This window comes from Halorubrum salsamenti, assembly GCF_007671685.1.
In the GTDB taxonomy this organism is placed as follows: Archaea; Halobacteriota; Halobacteria; order Halobacteriales; family Haloferacaceae; genus Halorubrum; species Halorubrum salsamenti.
Window position 1 is genome coordinate 125,067 of sequence record NZ_VCNL01000004.1, and the last position, 17,583, is coordinate 142,649.

General features: G+C 64.5%; 18 protein-coding genes. 11 read left to right on the forward strand and 7 right to left on the reverse strand.

The genetic code is table 11. The features are described 5' to 3' along the window. The first annotated feature begins 46 nt into the window (after nucleotides 1-46). The 5 genes from FGL94_RS11955 (at nucleotide 47) to FGL94_RS11975 (ending at nucleotide 4,976) form a co-directional block, all read left to right on the forward strand. Nucleotides 47-1,426, forward strand: coding sequence for an ABC transporter substrate-binding protein (locus tag FGL94_RS11955; protein WP_144925389.1), 1,380 nt, complete (start codon nucleotides 47-49; stop codon nucleotides 1,424-1,426). 31 nt (nucleotides 1,427-1,457) lie between these two features. Next, the gene (locus FGL94_RS11960; protein WP_144925391.1) at nucleotides 1,458-2,423 is read left to right on the forward strand and encodes a carbohydrate ABC transporter permease; all 966 of its coding nucleotides are present in this window, start codon (nucleotides 1,458-1,460) and stop codon (nucleotides 2,421-2,423) included. Nucleotide 2,424: 1 nt separating this feature from the next. Continuing rightward, nucleotides 2,425-3,357, forward strand: a complete 933-nt coding sequence (locus tag FGL94_RS11965) for a carbohydrate ABC transporter permease (protein WP_144925394.1) — start codon at nucleotides 2,425-2,427, stop codon at nucleotides 3,355-3,357. Nucleotides 3,358-3,435: 78 nt separating this feature from the next. Next, complete coding sequence (locus FGL94_RS11970; protein ID WP_144925397.1) at nucleotides 3,436-3,906, forward strand: hypothetical protein; 471 nt, start codon at nucleotides 3,436-3,438, stop codon at nucleotides 3,904-3,906. 203 nt (nucleotides 3,907-4,109) lie between these two features. Continuing rightward, nucleotides 4,110-4,976: a fumarylacetoacetate hydrolase family protein gene (locus FGL94_RS11975; RefSeq protein WP_144925400.1), complete on the forward strand. Its 867-nt coding sequence runs from the start codon at nucleotides 4,110-4,112 to the stop codon at nucleotides 4,974-4,976. Nucleotides 4,977-5,392: 416 nt separating this feature from the next. Here the strand turns inward: FGL94_RS11975 and FGL94_RS11980 are convergent, their stop codons facing one another. Then, on the reverse strand, nucleotides 5,393-6,265 hold the full coding sequence (locus FGL94_RS11980) for a DMT family transporter (RefSeq protein ID WP_144925404.1): 873 nt from the start codon (nucleotides 6,263-6,265) through the stop codon (nucleotides 5,393-5,395). Nucleotides 6,266-6,370: 105 nt separating this feature from the next. Between FGL94_RS11980 and FGL94_RS11985 the strand changes: the two genes are divergently transcribed. Both FGL94_RS11985 and gfo6 read left to right on the forward strand, forming a co-directional pair. Beyond that, entirely contained in the window at nucleotides 6,371-6,835 is a 465-nt protein-coding gene (locus tag FGL94_RS11985) for a universal stress protein (RefSeq protein ID WP_144925406.1), read from the forward strand. A gap of 222 nt (nucleotides 6,836-7,057) precedes the next feature. After that, nucleotides 7,058-8,131 (forward strand): D-xylose 1-dehydrogenase Gfo6, encoded by a 1,074-nt coding sequence (gene gfo6, locus FGL94_RS11990; RefSeq protein ID WP_144925409.1) that lies wholly within the window; start codon nucleotides 7,058-7,060, stop codon nucleotides 8,129-8,131. Nucleotides 8,132-8,177: 46 nt separating this feature from the next. On the opposite strand, the gene FGL94_RS11995 is transcribed toward gfo6, so the two are convergent. Then, a complete protein-coding gene (locus FGL94_RS11995; RefSeq protein ID WP_144925413.1) occupies nucleotides 8,178-8,939 on the reverse strand; it encodes an HpcH/HpaI aldolase family protein in 762 nt (253 codons plus the stop codon). Nucleotides 8,940-10,625: 1,686 nt separating this feature from the next. Here FGL94_RS11995 and FGL94_RS12000 point away from each other — a divergent pair. Both FGL94_RS12000 and FGL94_RS12005 read left to right on the forward strand, forming a co-directional pair. Further along, nucleotides 10,626-11,675: an AAA family ATPase gene (locus FGL94_RS12000; protein ID WP_144925416.1), complete on the forward strand. Its 1,050-nt coding sequence runs from the start codon at nucleotides 10,626-10,628 to the stop codon at nucleotides 11,673-11,675. A gap of 3 nt (nucleotides 11,676-11,678) precedes the next feature. Then, the gene (locus FGL94_RS12005) at nucleotides 11,679-12,311 is read left to right on the forward strand and encodes a protein sorting system archaetidylserine decarboxylase (protein WP_144925419.1); all 633 of its coding nucleotides are present in this window, start codon (nucleotides 11,679-11,681) and stop codon (nucleotides 12,309-12,311) included. A gap of 56 nt (nucleotides 12,312-12,367) precedes the next feature. Here the strand turns inward: FGL94_RS12005 and FGL94_RS12010 are convergent, their stop codons facing one another. Then, nucleotides 12,368-13,051, reverse strand: a complete 684-nt coding sequence (locus tag FGL94_RS12010) for a haloacid dehalogenase type II (RefSeq protein WP_144925421.1) — start codon at nucleotides 13,049-13,051, stop codon at nucleotides 12,368-12,370. A gap of 58 nt (nucleotides 13,052-13,109) precedes the next feature. Further along, entirely contained in the window at nucleotides 13,110-13,895 is a 786-nt protein-coding gene (locus FGL94_RS12015) for a pirin family protein (RefSeq protein WP_144925424.1), read from the reverse strand. A gap of 200 nt (nucleotides 13,896-14,095) precedes the next feature. Between FGL94_RS12015 and sod the strand changes: the two genes are divergently transcribed. Further along, nucleotides 14,096-14,695 carry a superoxide dismutase gene (sod, locus tag FGL94_RS12020; RefSeq protein ID WP_144925427.1) on the forward strand — a complete coding sequence of 200 codons (600 nt, stop codon included), beginning with the start codon at nucleotides 14,096-14,098 and terminating at the stop codon, nucleotides 14,693-14,695. 133 nt (nucleotides 14,696-14,828) lie between these two features. Here the strand turns inward: sod and FGL94_RS12025 are convergent, their stop codons facing one another. Next, entirely contained in the window at nucleotides 14,829-15,827 is a 999-nt protein-coding gene (locus FGL94_RS12025) for an ArsR/SmtB family transcription factor (RefSeq protein WP_144925430.1), read from the reverse strand. A 121-nt stretch (nucleotides 15,828-15,948) separates the two neighbouring features. On the opposite strand from FGL94_RS12025, the gene FGL94_RS12030 reads away from it, so the two are divergent. After that, on the forward strand, nucleotides 15,949-16,368 hold the full coding sequence (locus FGL94_RS12030; protein ID WP_144925433.1) for a Rieske (2Fe-2S) protein: 420 nt from the start codon (nucleotides 15,949-15,951) through the stop codon (nucleotides 16,366-16,368). A 32-nt stretch (nucleotides 16,369-16,400) separates the two neighbouring features. On the opposite strand, the gene FGL94_RS12035 is transcribed toward FGL94_RS12030, so the two are convergent. Beyond that, nucleotides 16,401-17,216 carry a DUF7856 family protein gene (locus FGL94_RS12035; RefSeq protein ID WP_144925436.1) on the reverse strand — a complete coding sequence of 272 codons (816 nt, stop codon included), beginning with the start codon at nucleotides 17,214-17,216 and terminating at the stop codon, nucleotides 16,401-16,403. Next, entirely contained in the window at nucleotides 17,213-17,551 is a 339-nt protein-coding gene (locus tag FGL94_RS12040) for a DUF7855 family protein (RefSeq protein ID WP_144925438.1), read from the reverse strand. Before FGL94_RS12040 ends, FGL94_RS12035 begins: the two co-directional genes overlap by 4 nt. Between the last annotated feature and the right edge of the window lie 32 nt (nucleotides 17,552-17,583).

The following is a 17,583-nucleotide window of genomic DNA, read 5'->3' on the forward strand; positions in this document are numbered from 1 at the left end:
GTGAAAAACAAAATTATTATATGTGATGAATACAAGTATCTATGGTATGCCTGAACAAGGTAACTCGGAGAGGAACGGCGACTACCTGACACGGCGGAAAATGATCGGTACCGGAGCGGCCGGCGTCGGCGTGATGCTCGCCGGTTGTAGCGGGGGCGGCGACGGTTCCGACGGCTCCAACGGGTCCGACGGTTCCGACGGCTCTGACGGCTCCAACGGGTCCGACGGCTCCGACGGGTCCGACGGGGAAGTGACGGACAACCCGATGGAAGCGCTCCACGGATGGACCGGCGGCGACGGAGCCGAAGCCGCCGCGGAGATCGTCACGATGTTCGAGGAGCGCTACCCCGACTACGAACATCAGATCGAACCGGTCGGCGGCGACGCGAACGTGAACCTCAACGCGACGGTCGCTCGGCGGCTCGCGAACCGGAACCCGCCGGACGCGTTCGCCGGCTGGCCCGGCCTCAACATGGCCCAGTACGGCGGCACGCTGGACAGCCTGACGGAGATCTACGAGGAGAACGGCTGGGAGGACGTGATGGTTCCCAAGGCGCTCGAGGCGTGCCAGATGAACGACGAGTACCGTGCCGTTCCGCTCGGGTCCCATCGACTGAACAACCTCTTTTACAACGTCAGCGTCCTCGAAGAGGCCGGCGTCAATCCCGACGACATCACCGACTGGGACTCGTTCACCACCGCGCGCCAGGCCATCGCCGACGAGACTGACTACATCCCGGTGACGACGACGACGATCGCGCCGTGGACGGTCCTCCAGTACTGGGCGCAGATCATGTTGGGTACCGAGGGACAGGAGCCCTACGAGGCGTGGCTCGCGGGGGACGGCAACAAGGACGCGCTCGTCCGCGCGCTCGAGAAGACGCAGGACTTCGTCCAGACCCACACAAACGAGGACCGAGCGACGCTCAGCTTCCCCGAGGCCAACGACAAGCTCATCAACGGCGAGGCGGGCTTCTTCACGATGGGCAACTGGGCCGCCGGGATGTACCGGAACGCGGAGGACTTCGAGTTCGAGGAGGACTGGGGATGGCTCCCGTTCCCGGGCACCGAGGGCATGTACGTGTTCCACCTCGACTCGTTCATGTTCCCCCAGGACGGGAACGCGCCGGTCAAGGCTCGGGCGTTCGCCGAGCTGATCGGCGATCCCGAGCTCCAGGTCCGGTTCAACAACCTCAAAGGGTCCATCCCGCTCCGGACGGACATCGACGACGGGGAACTAGACGACTTCCTCACGATGAACGTGGAGCACCTCAACAACAACGACCAGTTCCCGCGGACGCTCGCACACGGACTCGCGTGTACGCCCGAGGAGCTCGACGCGTGTAAGGACGCGATGGCCAATAACTTCAGTGACCCGTACGACGCGGAGGCAACGGCGGACGCCCTGCTCGCCGTGTTCGAGTAATTCCCCGAACCTCACCTCTTAAATCATATTTATGGCACGTTCAGAAGACACGGTTACGAGGTCCCAAACGACCTCTTCGAGCGCGACCTCGGACGACCGGTGGGACCGGCTACGGCGGTTCTCGAAGAGCGACTTCGTCCGGAGTTTCCCCTACTGGTTCATCCCGTTCAGCATCATGGGCCTCGGCGTCTACGGCGGGATCGGCTGGAACACGCTGATCTCCCTCACCGACTACGAGGGGTTCACTGACCGGCCGGACTTCACGGACCTCGATCTGGACATGTACGTCCAGGCGATACAGGACCCGGCGGTGATCGTCACCACGAAAAACACGTTCATCCTGATGATCGTTTTCACGACGATCACCATGCTCCTCGGGCTGTTCCTCGCGATACTGCTCGACCGAGAGATCAGGTACAGAGAGAAGATACAGACGATCTACCTGCTACCGATGGCGCTGTCGTTCGTCGTCACCGCCCAGTTCTGGCTCTGGATGTACAACGTCAACAACGGGCTGGTGAACGTCATCTTGGGAGTGGTCGGGTTGGGACCGTACAACTGGATCGGGAATCCCGACCTCGTCCTTTGGGCCGTGATCTTCGCGCTCATCTGGCAGTTCAGCGGCTACGCCATGGTCGTGTTCCTGGCCGGACTCCAGTCGCTTCCCGACGACCAGTTCGAGGCCGCGAGGGTCGACGGCGCGAGCACGTTCAAGACCTACTGGCGCGTGATCATTCCACAGCTGAAGTCGTCGTCGGTCAGCGCGGCGGTCATCCTGTTGATCTTCGCGCTGAAGGCGTTCACCTTCCTCTACTCGATGTTCGGGCAGTACCGGGTGCCGCAGGCCACGGACATCCTCGCGACCCTGATGGTTCGCGAGGCGTTCCAGCTACAGAACTGGGCGTACTCGGCGGCGGTCGCGACGATACTGCTCGTCATGTCGCTCGCCATCATCGCACCGTACCTCCACTACCAGCACAAGCAGGGGAGCCTCTGACATGAGCAAACCAACTCACTCCCGGGCGGAAAGCATCGCGCGGATACTGCCGGCGCTTGACTACAGGAAGATCGGGCTCTCGTTCGTGGTCATGTTCTTCTTCGCCTTCTTCATCTCGCCGATCTGGACCGGGTTCGTGACCGCGTTCAAGACCACCGGGGCGGTCACGTCGACGACGCCGTTCATCCCGCCGGGGCCCAGCGGATTCACGTTGGAGAAGTGGACCGTGGCGTTCGACTACCTCTCGACGGGGATGATAAACAGCCTCATCATGTCCGTCCCGTCGACGATAGCCAGCGTGTTCCTCGGGAGCATCGCGGCGTACGGGCTCACGCTGGTCGACTGGAACAGGCGCCTCCAGTTCTCGATCCTCGTGTTGTTCCTGGTCGGTATCTTCATCCCGTATCAGGCGGTGTTGGTCCCCCTCTCGGACTTCTGGATCAACATCGTCGGGGTCGACGGGCTGCTCGCGCCGCTGGGGGGACTCCCGTACTTCACCGCCCGACATTCGCGGCTGTTCGCGGTGACGGTCACCCACGTCGTCTACGCGATCCCGATCTGTATGTTGCTGTTCCGGGGGTACTACATGTCGCTCTCCGACGAGCTCATCGAGGCCGCCAAGATCGACGGCGCAAGCATCACCAGCATCTACCGCCGGATCGTGCTCCCGCTGTCGAAGCCGATGATCGGCGTCGTGTTCATCTACCAGTTCACGATGATCTGGAACGAGTTCCTGTTCTCGTTGACGCTCATCGGGAGTTCGAGCAGCCCGGCCGCGACCGTGACGCTCGTGTTGTCCGGCTTGGGAAGTGACCTCTCCGGCGTCGACTTCGGCCTCCGGATGGCGGGGGCGTTCGTCGCCGCGCTTCCGACGCTCATCATCTACGTCCTCTTCGCGGAGCAGTTCGCGGAGGGACTCGCCTCGGACAACTAACCCGGTTTCACTTTTTTCGGCGACGGAAGCCGAGCGCTCCCAAAAGGATTACACGGGCGCGGGCGATGTACTGTTACCATGGCGACCGATCCGAACCGGAACGACCGACCGACGAGCGACCCGGGCGACGAGCCACGAGGACGGTGGGGACTGGCGACCTCATGGGCGATCGGCCTGGGTCTGTTCACAGGCGCGGTCGCGGGGACGATCGTTCCCTCCGAAACCGGCGCACAGGAGGTCAGACAGATGGCCGGATTCACCCTCGTGTTCATCCCGGCATTATACGTGGTGGTCACGAGCCGCTGGAGCTACTGGCGGCGGACGAACTCGTACATCCGGTTTGCGGTCTATCAGCTGTCGTTTCTCCCAGCCGCGTACGTCCTCGTTCGGATCGCCGGCTCCGTCTTCGGCTTCACCGGGGCGCTCGGTCAGATCGTGGAAGTGATCGCGGCGCTGGCGGCGTTCGCCGTCGCCGTATGGGTAACGTTCTACGGCGGTGCCGACCGGGCGTGGGTGGAGCTAATCGATCGAACCGGTATCGAGTGGTAAGGGGAGTCGCCAACTTCAGGCCCCGTAACCGACGGCCGTCCCAGACGACCGTCGGTAGCGGTTCGGTGCGGCGGGCGGCGGAACTCGACGGTTGGGCCGTTCGTGTCCCGACCTCGATCGATCCCCGAATTTATTAGTGGTGTCTGTGATACTACGATAGGTTTACGTATGCGGAACACCCGCATACGACGACCGACGAGACCATGCAGTATTACAAGCTCGACACCGCTGACACGGGACTGATTGTCGAAACCGACGGGACGGTGTACGACCTCGGGACGGCCGACACCTCGGTGAACACGTTCCGCGAACTGGCGAAGGCCGCGGCCGTGAGCGGGACATCCATCGACCGAATCGGAACGCGATTGACCCGGTCCGCGGAGACGCTGTCGCCCGCGGTACTGGAGGGAAGTCTGGACCGACCGATCGCCCCCGACGAGGTCTGGGCGGCCGGGGTCACCTACGAGATAAGCGAGGCGGCTCGAGAGCAGGAAAGCGACCGTCCCGACGTGTACATGGACGTGTACGCCTCTGAGCGCCCGGAGCTGTTCTTCAAGGCGACCGCCAGCCGTACCGTCGGAGACGGGGCGGCAGTCGGGATCCGCGGGGACTCCACGTGGGACGTCCCGGAGCCGGAGCTGGGGATCGTCCTGTTCAGGGGAGAGGTCGTCGGATACACCGTCGGCAACGACGTGAGCAGTCGATCGATCGAGGGCGAAAACCCCCTGTACCTCCCGCAGGCGAAGGTGTACGACCGGTGTTGTGCGATCGGTCCCGGCGTCACCTCGGCCGGGTCGGTCTCGGACCCACACGACCTCCGAATGGAGATGCAGATCGAACGGAACGGCGACCGACTGTACGAGGGCTCCACGACGACCGCGAATATGAAGCGGAGCTGCGAGGAGCTCGTCTCGTACTTCTGCCGTCACAACGCCGTTCCCGAACTCGCGGTCCTCCTCACCGGGACGTCGCTCGTGCCGGAGGACGACTTCACACTGGAAGAAGGCGACACCATATCGATAGACATCGACGAACTCGGCCGGATCAAGAACTCGGTCACGCAGGTGTAGCGGGGCGAGTGGATCGCCGCCCCTCTTGTAGGGATACGTTTGCGTGGCTCCGTTGAGATCCCTCTCAGATGACGCTCTCCTCTGAATCGGCCAGTCGATGACGACCGCTTCCCGATCGATAGCGGGGGTACGTGAATCCCTGTGGCGGATCGGTTATTGATAAGTGGCCGAGCGGTGTCGACGGCAGCTGTTTATAAGCGAACGACGAAATCGCTCACGGTCGTTTAAATATCTCATCGCGGCTGACGGACTACAACGCCCACTCCCGACATCGATCGTTCCGAGAGGAACTCCGATCGCCGAGTTCACGCCGCGGTGGGTCCTTGACTCCGGCGCGGTTCCGACGGTTATCCCGACCGTCGCCGGTGGACCGTCAGCAGAGGGGATCGACACTGCGGGTCGTGCGTTTGCGGTCGTCAGAGCGCGATAAGCGTCACTCCGAGGACGGCCATGACGGCCGCGAGGAGCCGGAGTCGGAAGTAGCGTTCCCCGAGCAGGACGCCGCCGAGAACCACAGCGATGACTGCCTGAGTGTTGACGATGGGAGACGCGATGCTCGCGGGAAGGATCGCGAAGGCCGTCGTCGTCGTGTGTTCGGCGAGCGCGACGATTGCCCCCACGCCGACGAACAGGGGAATCTCGCTACGAGTGACCGAGGGCGGGTTACGCACGGCGCTCGGCAGCAGTATGAGCGTGATACCGACGAGCAGTACCGGGACCCACAGGGTCGTCGGTACCCCGATCTCTTGAAGCACAACGCGTTTGCCCACGTCGCCGACCGCATAACACATTGCGCTCAGCAGCGCGAACTGTGCCGGTCGGGAGTGATACACGTTGACGACCGGTCCGAGCAGGTTCCCCGGCTCGTAGTTCACGACGTACACCGCGACTGTCGCCACGACGACGCCGAAAATCTGAACGGCGGTCAACACCTGGCCGAGCAACAGGACCTCGATCGGGAGGACGAACACCGGAACGATCTTGCTGATCGGCGTGACGTACGAGAGGTCCCCGCTGCCGATAGCCCGTAAGAACAGCACGAACGCTATCGCGTGCATGAGGACGGTCAGCACGACGACACCCAGCTCGAGCGGACCGATCCCGCCCGCGAGTTCCCTGCTGAAGTCGGTTCGAGAGACCATGACAGGGGCATACCAGACGACCGCACACGAGTTGAGTAACACCGTGAGCGCCGCCGGCGAGAAGTCGCTGAACAGCCGCTTGAGCGAGAAGATGTATACGCCCCAGGCGACGGCCGCGAGCACCGCGAACGAGATCCCGGGATCCATTACGCGAATGAGACGGTTCACCCCACATCAATAGTTCGGTACCGGCGTTCGCGGAGGGCGGCGACGGGACATACCATTAAGCGTCTCCGGAGCGAGGGTGGACTCATGGCACTCGACACCCTTCTGCTCGCGGTCGGGCCGGGAGACAGCGATCGTACCGACCAGCTGGCTCGGACGGTGGTCGACATCGCAGGACCGGGCGGGACGACGGTCGTTCTTCTCCACGTGTTCACCCAAGAGGAGTACGACTCCGCGACGAACAACCTCGGAATCGACGACGCGTCCGAGGTCACCGCCGACGACGTGGCGAGACGGCACGGAACGGTCAGATCGATTTCAAAGACGTTCGAGGAGGACGGGATCGACTACGAGATCCGAGGCGCCATCGGAACGCACGCCGACGAGATCGTCCGCCTCGCGACGGACACCGACTCCGACCTCGTGGTCGTCGGCGGACGCGGGCGCTCGCCGGCGGGGAAGGCGGTCTTCGGTTCGACCGCACAGGAAGTGATACTCGCCGCACCCTGTCCCGTGACGTTGGTCCGAAACGATCAAAACGGGCATAGCTAATCGACCGTTTCGACGGATTTTGGGGTGGCTCCGCGACGAGGTCGCGGCGGACTGCGACGTGGTCGCGACGGCCGGCGGCGATGTCGACGTGGTGTCGTCCACTGGAAGCGCGCGGATCGGCGAGCGTGTACCGAACGAGCGTCGACGAAGACGGTGTACGGCACTACTGAGCCCGTCCGAGTGGTGGGAACGCTTTTGTGGTCGAGCGCCGATCAGATCGGTATGTCTCCGAACACGCTGTTCAGGGAGTTCGATTCTCGCGACTGGCAGACGGCGACCGACGGGACGGTTCGCTACGCGCTCGTCGGCCTCGGCTGGTGGACGATGGACGTCGCGCTCCCGGCGATCGAGGAATCGACGTTCTGTGAGGCCGCCGTGTTGGTCAGCGGTTCGACCGAGAAGGCGACGCGTCTCGCCGACGAAAACGACGTTGAGCGGGGCATCACCTACGAGCAGTACCATGACGGGGTCGCCGCCGACGCTTACGACGCTGTGTACGTCGCGACGCCGAACGCGTACCATCTCGACTACGTCGAGACCGCCGCGGAGCTCGGCAAGGGCGTCCTCTGTGAGAAGCCGATGGAGGCGACGGTCGAGCGAGCCGAGCGGCTCGTCGAGGCGTGCGAGCGCCACGACGCCCCACTGATGGTGGCCTACCGGATGCAGACGGACCCGTTCGTGCGACTCGCGAAGTCGCTTCTCGACGATGGCGTCATCGGCGAGCCGGTTCAGGTGTACGGCGACAACACGCAGCCGTTACTCGAGATGATCCCCGACGAGGAACAGTGGCGGCTCGACCCGGATCTCACGGGCTACGGCACCTCCGTGATGGATCTGGGGATCTACTCCATCAACACGACACGGTTCCTGCTCGACCGGGAGCCGACGGAGGTACGGGCGAGCATGGCGTCGCTGCATCCGGCATTTGAGGGGGTCGACGACGAGCGGTCGTCGTTCCTCCTCAGGTTCGAGGACGACGTCCAGTTCGTCTCGACGGCCTCACAGCGGGCTCACGAGGACACTCAGTTGAAGATCACGGGCACCGAGGGACAGATCGAGTTGCGGCCGGCGTTCCACGGCGAGGTGGAACTGCGCGTCGAAGCCGGCGATCTCTCGGTCGAGATGGCACACGCGGCTGCCGGCGAGGTCGACGAGATGCGCGAGGAGTTCGACTACTTCGCCGATCGGCTCCTCACCGGGGCGGAGATCGGTCCGGACGGTCGCCACGGGCTCCGAGATATGGAGATCATCGAGGCGATTCACGAGGCGGCGGAGGAAAGCGGACTCCCCCTTTGAATCGGGAGCCGGTGAGAGGCGGGGAGACTGGGGCCGCCTGACTCCACTAGGTCGTGTCAACGTCCGCAGCCAGCGACGACAGGTGTTCGGTGAACAAGCCGGCGTCGACGCCGAGGGTCACGTACTGGACGCCCGCGTCGATCCAGCGGTTCGCGATCGCCGGCGTATCGGCGAACGCGCCGACCGCGACGCCGGCCTCGGCGGCGCGCTCACAGACGTCCTCCATCAGAGCTTCGACCCGCTCATGGGTCACTTGGCCGGGGATCCCCAGCGACTGCGAGAGGTCGTAGGGGCCGAGAAAGACGGCGTCGATTCCGTCGACGCCGAGAATGTCCTCGATATTCTCGACTCCGCGTTCCCCCTCGACTTGGACGATGAGGACGACGTCCTCGTTTTGATCCTCAGTGTACGTGTCGCTCCCCCAGTAGTCGCCGGCTCGGACATACTGTGAGAGGCCGCGGCTCCCAAGCGGATCGAACCGGGCGGCGTCAACGGCGGCCCGAGCGTCGGCCTCCGTTTCGACCTGCGGAACTTGGACGCCGGCCGAACCGATATCAAGTGCCCGTTGGATCTCGGCCTCGTCGTTCGACCGGACGCGGACAATCGGTGCGACGCCGCGGTTCTGCGCGGCGGTGGAAAGTTCGAGAGTGGTCTCGGCACCCAGCGGTCCGTGTTCTTGGTCGTAGACGACGAAATCCATGCCGGCGACCCCGATCATTTCCGAGACCATCGTTGAGTCAAGCAGTTGGATGGTGCCCACGACGGTCTCGCCGTTCAAGAGACGGTCACGGAAGGTTGCGTTCGCCATGGTCGGAGATGTTTTGGATCGTACAAAGCTTTTGTTGTTGCCCCGCTTCCGCGTGGATTTCTTCCTTGACGATCCCCCAATTACGATCGAGAGAGGACTCAATACCGGTGACCTCCGAACAGCGGCCCAGAGGGAGACAACTGACGAGGAAAATCTCCCCCAGTTAGTTTCATATATCAGAACGTAGTTTTCGGAACTCGTTCGTCACTGGACGCGAGGTCCGACCGTCTGTGCGCGTAGACACGGTACCCGTTCTAGAGCATCGATCACGCTCAAAAAAGGTGTTTCGCGATGTAGAACAGTAGAGCTCACAGTGAACCCACCTCGGGGTCGAACCCCGAGGCACTCACCCTATTTATATATAGAGTAACTGATGTGCATTGAGTAGGAATTGACCGCGGCCACCGGAACAATTGGTCTAGAAGGCCGTACGGGCCGATACGTGACCTATCAGCTCTCGATCAGTACGTTACGCAGATTATTCTCTATTACAGAACAGATAGCTGCACTGAGACATCATAGAGACCGGGAGTAATCGTAAGATGCGGGCGTTTCTACAAAGAACCGGCTGCAAACGGATCGGTCGGGTGTCTCGTCGCGATTACACAGTGTGATTGCAACGGTCGTTCCACACCCATAACGACTGCGCGCGTAGATACGTTGCTTCTCCGGTATCCATTCCTCTACAGTATCCATTACAACCTTAAGATCATAATGGCGAGCCATTCGATCGAGATCCCGGAGTAGGCGAGCGAATTGTAAGGACAGAGCCGACCGTCCGGGGAAATCGAACGCGATGATAGTGTTCAGATACGTTGCTGCCACGCGAACGCAAGCGATCTCAACCACTCGTTCGCAGTTTTCGCGATGATGATTAAGATATCTGAGGGGATAACAATTTCATAATATATCTTATGAATAATGTGTTCGACTTTTGTTCCGGTTTCCAACGTCGGTCAGTTTGCGAACGAGACTGTGTTTATGACCGCCTCTTGGAGTAAAACTGATCTATCTGTGAAACACCCATCCTATTTATAAAATATTTATGATGAAACTCGGCAAAGCCGATCGGAAAAATCAGTACATCTTGTCGGATCAAGCGATCTGTGTAGTGGACCTTTTAAACCGGGATCGACGGTTATATACGGTTGATACTGTTCATTATCAATCTGAATCACCCGAAACGTGATTCGGCTCTGGCCAGTTTCTGACTGCAGATCGGCCTTGTACATTTGTTATAGAAACCATTATAAAACTTAATTGTGGTTTATTTATCGCAGCGTGATTCAGACTGCGGCCTGATTCCGGCCGTAGATCAGCGTTGTGTACCTAGTTACGAACGGTAGGTCAACCCCCGATCAATACCAAACACATCAATAAATAAAATAGTATCTAAAAAGTATATTTCAGTCAAGCAGAGGCGTGTGCTGAGCTTCGGCAACAGCTACGATGTCGCTTCTCTCCACAGACGCGACGGTGCTCTCGTTTAAACAACCGCTGCAGCGGTCATTTTCGGCGATAAGTCGTTCGAAGCTGTCTTCGCCGTCAGTCCGTGTCTGGACACGCCTGAACCGGGATGCAACTGACGTCTCCCACGGGGGGCGAGCTCACAGAGGCGTTAGGACCGGCGGTCCGGACGAATACCGGACCGACCGATTCTTGAGCGCGTGGCCCGGAGGGTGCGACATGGAGGGACCGCTGTGGATCGACGCGCACGCCCCGGCGCTCGACGAGATCCGACAGGACGAGGCCCGCGAGCGGTTGGAGCGCGCGGTCGACGAGCCGATGAACCTCGTCGTGCAGGGGCCGCCCGGCGTCGGGAAGACGGCGGCGACGCGGGCGCTGACCCGGGTCGCCCACGAGAACCCCGACAGCGACCTGATCGAGATCAACGTCGCAGACTTCTTCGGTCGGACGAAAAAGGAGATCCGGACCGACCCCCGCTTCGAGGGGTTCCTGCAGGGGCGCAGCCGGATGGCGAAACGCGACATGATCAACCGCGTGCTGAAGGAGTCGGCGTCGTACGCGCCGATGTCCGGTGAGTACAAGACGGTCCTACTCGACAACGCCGAGGCGATCCGCGAGGACTTCCAGCAGGCGCTCCGTCGAGTGATGGAACAGCACCACCGCACCACGCAGTTCGTTATCGCGACCCGCCAGCCGTCGAAGCTCATCGCGCCGATCCGCTCGCGGTGTTTCCCGGTCCGCGTGCGCGCGCCGACCACCGACGAGACGATCGACGTGCTCGAAACGATCTGCGAGCGCGAGGGCGTCGACTACGACGGTGACGGGCTGGAGTTCGTCGCCAGCGCGGCCGGCGGCGACCTCCGAGAGGCGATCCTCTCGGCGCAGGCCACCGCCGTCGAGGGCGGCGAGATCACTATGTCGACCGCCTACGAGACGCTCGGCGAGGTCGGCGACGACGACGCGATCCGAGAGGCGCTCGCCGACGCCCGCGCCGGCGACCTGAAGGACGCGCGGTCGACCCTCGACGACCTGCTCGACGAGGGCGGGTACGGCGGCGAGGAGCTCCTCCAAGAGACCCTGCGCGTCGCCCGCGCCGGCTCCGAGTACGGCGGCGACGACCTCGCGCGGCTCCACGTCCTCGCCGGCGAGGCCGACCTCGACCTCGTCGACGGGCTCGACGACCGGACCCACCTCGTCCACCTGCTCGCGGCGTGGGCGGCGGGGCGCACCGAGCTCCGACCGGACCTGCGGGACCCCGCGGAGGCCTAATCTATGGGACGGAGCCCCCCGCTCGCGGCGGTCCTCCCGTTCGACGTCGTCGACGAGGCGTGGCGGCTGGCGCTCGCGCCCGCGCTCGCCGCCGCGGTGGCGTTCCCGTTCCTGCCGCCGGTCGGGATCGGCCTGCTCGCGCTCGCGCTCGGCGTTCTCTGGTTCCACCGCGACCCCGACCGCTCGACGCCCGACGCAGAGGGGACCGTCGTCGCCCCCGCCGACGGCACCGTGTCGGTCGTGCGAGAGGAGGGAGAACGCCTCCGGGTCGGCGTGTTCATGAACGTCACCGACGTGCACGTGAACCGCGCGCCGCTCGCGGGCGAGGTCCGCGAGGTGCGACACCGCCCCGGTGCGAACCGCCCCGCGTTCAGCAAGGAGTCCGACCGCAACGAGCAGGTCGCGATCGACTTCGGCGAGTACGAGCTGTTGGTCATCGCCGGCTGGTTCGCCCGCCGGATCCACCCCTCGGTCGAGCCCGGCGACGCCGTCGACCGCGGCGAGCGCGTCGGCCACGTCTCGTTCGGTTCGCGTGCGGACGCGGTTCTCCCCGCCGATATCGACGAGAGCGACCTCCTCGTGAGCGAGGGCGACGCGGTGCGCGCCGGCGAGACGATCGTGGCCGAGCGGGACTGAGCTCGCAGATTCTCTTCACTGAGCGTGAGCGACCTCGAACACCGGAGGCGACCGCCTCAGACACCCAGCGCGTCGGCCAGTTCGTGGATCGACTCCACCGTGAGGTCCGGGTCGCCCGCGAACGGCTCCCACGGCGTCCCCTTCCGGTCGACGCGGACCGCCTGCATCCCCGCGTGCGACGCGCCCAGCACGTCGAACCAGCCCGCCGTGACGTGGACGATTCCGTCGATCGGCGTCCCGGTCCGGGCGGCGCCGTGGCGGTACAGCTCCGCCGCCGGCTTGAACGTCTCCACCTCGTCGGCGCTTATCGTGTCCTCGACGAGGTCGCCGATCCCGGCGTGTTCGACCATCGAGTCGAGCATCTCCGGGTTTCCGTTCGAGAGCACGTACGGCTCGTACCCGCCCTCTCGCAGGCGCTCGATCCCCGACCGCACGTCGTCGAACACCTCCAGCTCGTGGTACACCGCGAGGATCTCGTCGCGCTCCTCGGTCGACAGATCGACGCCGTGAGCCGCCAGCGCGTGCGTCAGCGCGTCGCGGTTCATCTCGTAGAAGGGCTGGTAGGCGTCGATCGCGTTCGCGACGAACGTGTACGCCAGCGAGCGCGACCGCCAGAGCCGCGACACCGGCTCCGGGTCGGGGACGCGGTCGGCGAGCGCCGCCTCGGCCGCCTCCACGTCGACGAGGGTGCTGTACGAGTCGAAGGTGACGGTCTGAACGCGGTCCGGGTCGAGTGGCATTCGGTCGCCCCTTCGAAGGCCCGCGTTATCATACCTCGTTCTCTACCGCCGAGCGGTTTTATAAGACGAACGGCCCTTGTTGGCGGATCGGCTCGCCGTGCGGACGCCCGGAGACGGCGACGAACCGGAGCCTCTCTCCCTCGTCGCTCTCTACCGTCACCTCTCTCGCGTCCGCGTTCGGGAGCACGTCGCCCGCGCCGAACTCGCGGCGGGCGTCGGCGTCGGCGCCGGCGTCGGCTTCTCTGACGGTCCCGCTCCCCTCCACGCCGTAGAGGAACCCGGACCACTCGTCGGGAGTCTCCCACGTCCACGCGTCGGTGACGCGAACGTCGAGGTACTCCATGGGGGTGTACAGCTCGATCGGCGATCCCTCGCCGACGACGGTCGTGACGGTCGCACCGTCGAGCTCGGCCGTGGGAAGCTCCTCGGCGCTCGCGTCGACGTAGTCCGGGTCCGCCTCCTTCTCCTCGCGGGGAAGGTTCACCCACAGCTGGAGCCCGTTACAGGCCTCGCCGTCGGCGGGGAACTCGGAGTGCCGGATGCCGCTCCCGGTCGTGATCCGCATCGCCTCGTTCTCGCGGGCGGTGTGCTCGACGCCGAGCGAGTCCGCGTGGTCCATCCCGCCCTCGATCATGTACGAGACGATCTCGAACCCCTTGTGCGGGTGCATCGGGAACCCCTTGTCGGGGTCGATGTAGAACCGCTCGAACAGCACGAACGGGTCCAGGTTGTCGGGATGGCCGCTCGTCGGGAACGCGCGATCGGAGTTCACGCCCGTCCCGTGTCGGACCGTCTCGCCGGAGAGCGGTTCGACGCCGCCCGCGGCCGCCTCGTCTGGTGTCATACTCGATCTGACTAGTTCGGCACTGATAAGGGTCGCGACGCCGGTAGTCGAGAATAACCAGATACCGTATGGTTGTCTCAAAATATCGATCCAGTACCCTATTGAGTGGTGTATAACGAGCTGTAGTAGTAACAGAAATATTACTGAAATGCGTTACAGAGAACGTTCATACCCGTTCCGTGCATAGACAGGAATGTAACATGAGCTACGAACTCGATCCGCTGCCGTACGATTACGACGCGTTAGAGCCGCACATTTCCGAGCAGGTGCTGGAATGGCATCACGACACCCATCATCAGGGGTACGTGAACGGGTGGAACGCGGCCGAGGAGACGCTCGAGGAGAACCGCGAGTCGGGCGACTTCTCGTCGTCGGGCGGCGCGCTCCGGAACGTGACCCACAACTCGTCGGGGCACATCCTCCACGACCTGTTCTGGCAGAACATGAGCCCCGAGGGCGGCGACGAGCCCGAGGGCGCGCTCGCCGAGCAGATCGAGGAGGACTTCGGGTCCTACGAGGCGTGGAAGGGCGAGTTCGAGGCGGCGGCGTCCGCGGCTGGCGGCTGGGCACTGTTAGTGTACGACTCGTTCTCGAACCGGCTCCGGAACGTCGTGGTCGACAAGCACGACCAGGGAGCGATCTGGGGCGGTCACCCGATCCTCGCGCTGGACGTGTGGGAGCACTCCTACTACCACGACTACGGCCCGGCCCGCGGCGAGTTCGTCGACAATTTCTTCGAAGTCGTCGACTGGGACGAGCCCGCGACCCGCTACGAGCAGGCCGTCGAGCTCTTCGAGTAACGAACACTGACCGATCGGCCGAACTCGGCCGATCCGACCGAGGTATTCCACCGTTCGCCCGCCGGGTCGTTCGGCCCGCTCGACGGGCGCTTTCGTTCCGCGAGCGGCGGCGCCGGCTTGCGACCTCTCCGACTCACTCCGACAGCGTCGTCTCCACCACGTTCACCGACTCGTCGACGACCACTCGGAGCTCGTCGCCGGCGCAGGGCAGCGAGAGCCGAACCCGGAGCGGATCCTCGGAGACGACCGTCGTCCGCTCGTCGCTCACGCACCAGTCGAACTTCCAGAACGGTTCGGTGTTCAGGTCGACGCCGCGCTCGGAGAAGAACAGCAGCGTCTCCGCGTGGTCCAAGAGGGTGACGCCCACCGTCGACCGCAGCCGGTAGTTACACCGCCCGCAGACGTGTTCGACGGCGACGTCGAGGTCCTCCTCGTCGGGGTCGCGGACGAGCGTCGTCTCGACCGCGCCGGTGCACTCGGGGCAAACGCCGTCCGCGGCCAGACAGTAGTGGTGGCGGACGTAGTGGTGGAACGCCTGTAACAGCTCGTCGGTCGTGCGGTCGTCGAGCCCGCCGGAGGGGAACGGGTAGCTCACCTGAATCGTGCCGCAGTCGGCACAGCCCACGGTGAGCGTGTCGTCGACGTACCAGCCGTGGAGGTCGCCGTCGCAGTCGTAACACGACCCCTCGACCGGGAAGAACCCCACCTGCGCGCGCTCGGTGAGCGTCCCGGTGAAGATGGCGCTGACGACCTTGCGGCCGGGGTACCGGAACTCGTAGCCGTCGTCGCTCCGCTTGACGAAGTGGCCGGTGAGCTGTCGGAGGTGGTAGTTGAAGTTGGCGCTGTCGTCGATGTCGACCCGCTCGAAGAGGTCGGTGAAGCTCACGGGCTCCTCGTCGGCGCCGAGTTCGAGGAGGGCGCGCAGGATGTCCACTCGAGTGTCGTTGCCGAGGGTGGCGAACACCTCCGCGGGGAGCACTCGGGACTCCGTCCGGAGGGCGGCCGTCAGGTCGCCGTCGGCGTCGACCTCTCGCTCCGCTCCCGCGTCGGCCTCCGCCGCCGGATCCGTTTCGGTCGCCGCGTCGGCCTCCGCACCCGCGTCCGCGCCGGCGGTCCGATCGAACTGACTCACACCGGACATACGCGACACGACCGGATAAAACCCATCGAACGGAGCAGTCCGCCGAACCGGTACCGGTCGAACGTCGGACCGGTCGGCAAACTTTTCGACCGCACGGCCTTACAGCGACCCCATGCCTGGCACCACCGCGATCGCCGACCGCTCCGAGATCCCGGAGAGCGGGTCGTACCGCTTCACCGCCGAGGACGCCTTCGGAAACGAGACGGAGGTCATCCTCGTTCCGTGCGAGGAGGAGCCGGGCGTCAGGGCGTGGGTCAACAACTGCACGCACGAGGACCAGCGCCTCGACACGGGCCGCGGCGCGGCGATCCGCGAGGGCGAGATCATCTGTCCGCGACACGGGTCGATGTTCGACGCCTGCTCCGGCGAGTGCGACAACGGAGAGGCGTCGGGGACCACGCTTCCCGGGGTGGATGTCGCGGTCGAAGACGACACCGTCCTCCTCACCGACGAACACTACGACTACCTGCACGACGGCGGCCTGAACGACGGCGACGACGGACCGGAGTCGTCCTCGCACCTCTCGTTTTGAGGCGGTGTGATTCCGGCTCCGATCGAGTACAATCAGGATCTCGGCCGCCCGAACGGTCGGACCGCCGGCGCGTCGATCACCGACTCCGGTGCCGCTTCGCCGCGGTCGGCGATCCACTTGACCGCTTCCGCGCCGAGCGCGATCGGACCGCCCAAGTCCGAGATCCGGACCGCCGCCAGCGACGCCGCGAGAGGTGGGCCGTCGTACGCCGCGGGCTCTACGCCGGCGTTATCGGGGTCCGCGCCCGGAACGACCGACAGCGCGTCGCGGAACGCCGGATACACTTCCCGCGCGAGCTCCCGCCGGGCGTCTCGGCGTCGATTCCGTAAGCGGTCCCGAAGTTCGAGGCGTCGCTCGCGGGCGTCGCGGGCGTCGGCGGCCCGTTCTCGGGCGCGTTGAAGCGCCTGTTCGGCCGCGATCCGCTCGCTCTGTGCGGCCGACAGCTCCGCGGCCGCCGACTCCAGGTCGCCGAGGGCCTCGTCGGTCTCCGCCTCGATCTCTCGGCGCGCTCGCACGCCCCCGCGGAGGGCCGCGACGCGCTCCTTCAGCCGGTCCTCCTCGCCGCTCGCTGTCGCGACCCGGCGCCGAGCCGCGTCGAGATCGACCGGCTCGACCTCGATCGCCGCGACGCGATCGCGGATCTCGATCAGTTCCTCCGCGATCGACGACGCCAACCCGAGCGTTCGGGCCGCCGCCGCGAGTTCGCGCCGAAGGCTCGATTCCGTCGGAACGCGACCGATCACGGCGGTCGGCTCGGGAATCGGCAGTTCGAGAGCGGTAGCTATCTCGTCGTTTTCGGGCACTTCGTCGGGTCGTTCTCGATCGCCCCGCCCACCGGTCTCGCTCACAGTTCGTCGCCCCGCATCGAGTCCGGGGCCGGGTGGTCAGTTCCGGCGGCGAACGCGGCGTACGGCGTCGATTTCGCGTCGCGGTTCGCGTACGCGCTCGCCGCCTCGCGGACCGGTCCGTCGAGCGCGACGAACTCGTTGAACGGCTCCGTCCGCTCGATCTGTACGTCTCCGCGGTACGACTCGCGCAGCCGGAGTGCGAGGAACGCGGCGTACACCGTTCCGTCGAGCAACGCTGCCCGCCCGAACCGCCGCGCGACGACCTCTTCGTGGCGCCGACAGAGGTTCCGGAGTCCGGTGCGGGCCGCCGTCGAATACGTCACGACCAGCAGCACGAATGCGGCTGATCGGCTCCGGAACTTATCGG

Coding starts and splice junctions, on each gene's coding strand:
- FGL94_RS11955 (WP_144925389.1), top strand. CDS start 47: ATGCCTGAACAAGGTAACTCGGAGAGGAACGGCGACTACCTGACACGG.
- FGL94_RS12005 (WP_144925419.1), top strand. CDS start 11,679: ATGGGACGGAGCCCCCCGCTCGCGGCGGTCCTCCCGTTCGACGTCGTC.
- FGL94_RS11995 (WP_144925413.1), bottom strand. CDS start 8,939: ATGGCGAACGCAACCTTCCGTGACCGTCTCTTGAACGGCGAGACCGTC.
- FGL94_RS12030 (WP_144925433.1), top strand. CDS start 15,949: ATGCCTGGCACCACCGCGATCGCCGACCGCTCCGAGATCCCGGAGAGC.
- gfo6 (WP_144925409.1), top strand. CDS start 7,058: ATGTCTCCGAACACGCTGTTCAGGGAGTTCGATTCTCGCGACTGGCAG.
- FGL94_RS11960 (WP_144925391.1), top strand. CDS start 1,458: ATGGCACGTTCAGAAGACACGGTTACGAGGTCCCAAACGACCTCTTCG.
- FGL94_RS11965 (WP_144925394.1), top strand. CDS start 2,425: ATGAGCAAACCAACTCACTCCCGGGCGGAAAGCATCGCGCGGATACTG.
- FGL94_RS11980 (WP_144925404.1), bottom strand. CDS start 6,265: ATGGATCCCGGGATCTCGTTCGCGGTGCTCGCGGCCGTCGCCTGGGGC.
- FGL94_RS11970 (WP_144925397.1), top strand. CDS start 3,436: ATGGCGACCGATCCGAACCGGAACGACCGACCGACGAGCGACCCGGGC.
- FGL94_RS12010 (WP_144925421.1), bottom strand. CDS start 13,051: ATGCCACTCGACCCGGACCGCGTTCAGACCGTCACCTTCGACTCGTAC.
- FGL94_RS12000 (WP_144925416.1), top strand. CDS start 10,626: ATGGAGGGACCGCTGTGGATCGACGCGCACGCCCCGGCGCTCGACGAG.
- FGL94_RS11975 (WP_144925400.1), top strand. CDS start 4,110: ATGCAGTATTACAAGCTCGACACCGCTGACACGGGACTGATTGTCGAA.
- sod (WP_144925427.1), top strand. CDS start 14,096: ATGAGCTACGAACTCGATCCGCTGCCGTACGATTACGACGCGTTAGAG.
- FGL94_RS12015 (WP_144925424.1), bottom strand. CDS start 13,895: ATGACACCAGACGAGGCGGCCGCGGGCGGCGTCGAACCGCTCTCCGGC.
- FGL94_RS11985 (WP_144925406.1), top strand. CDS start 6,371: ATGGCACTCGACACCCTTCTGCTCGCGGTCGGGCCGGGAGACAGCGAT.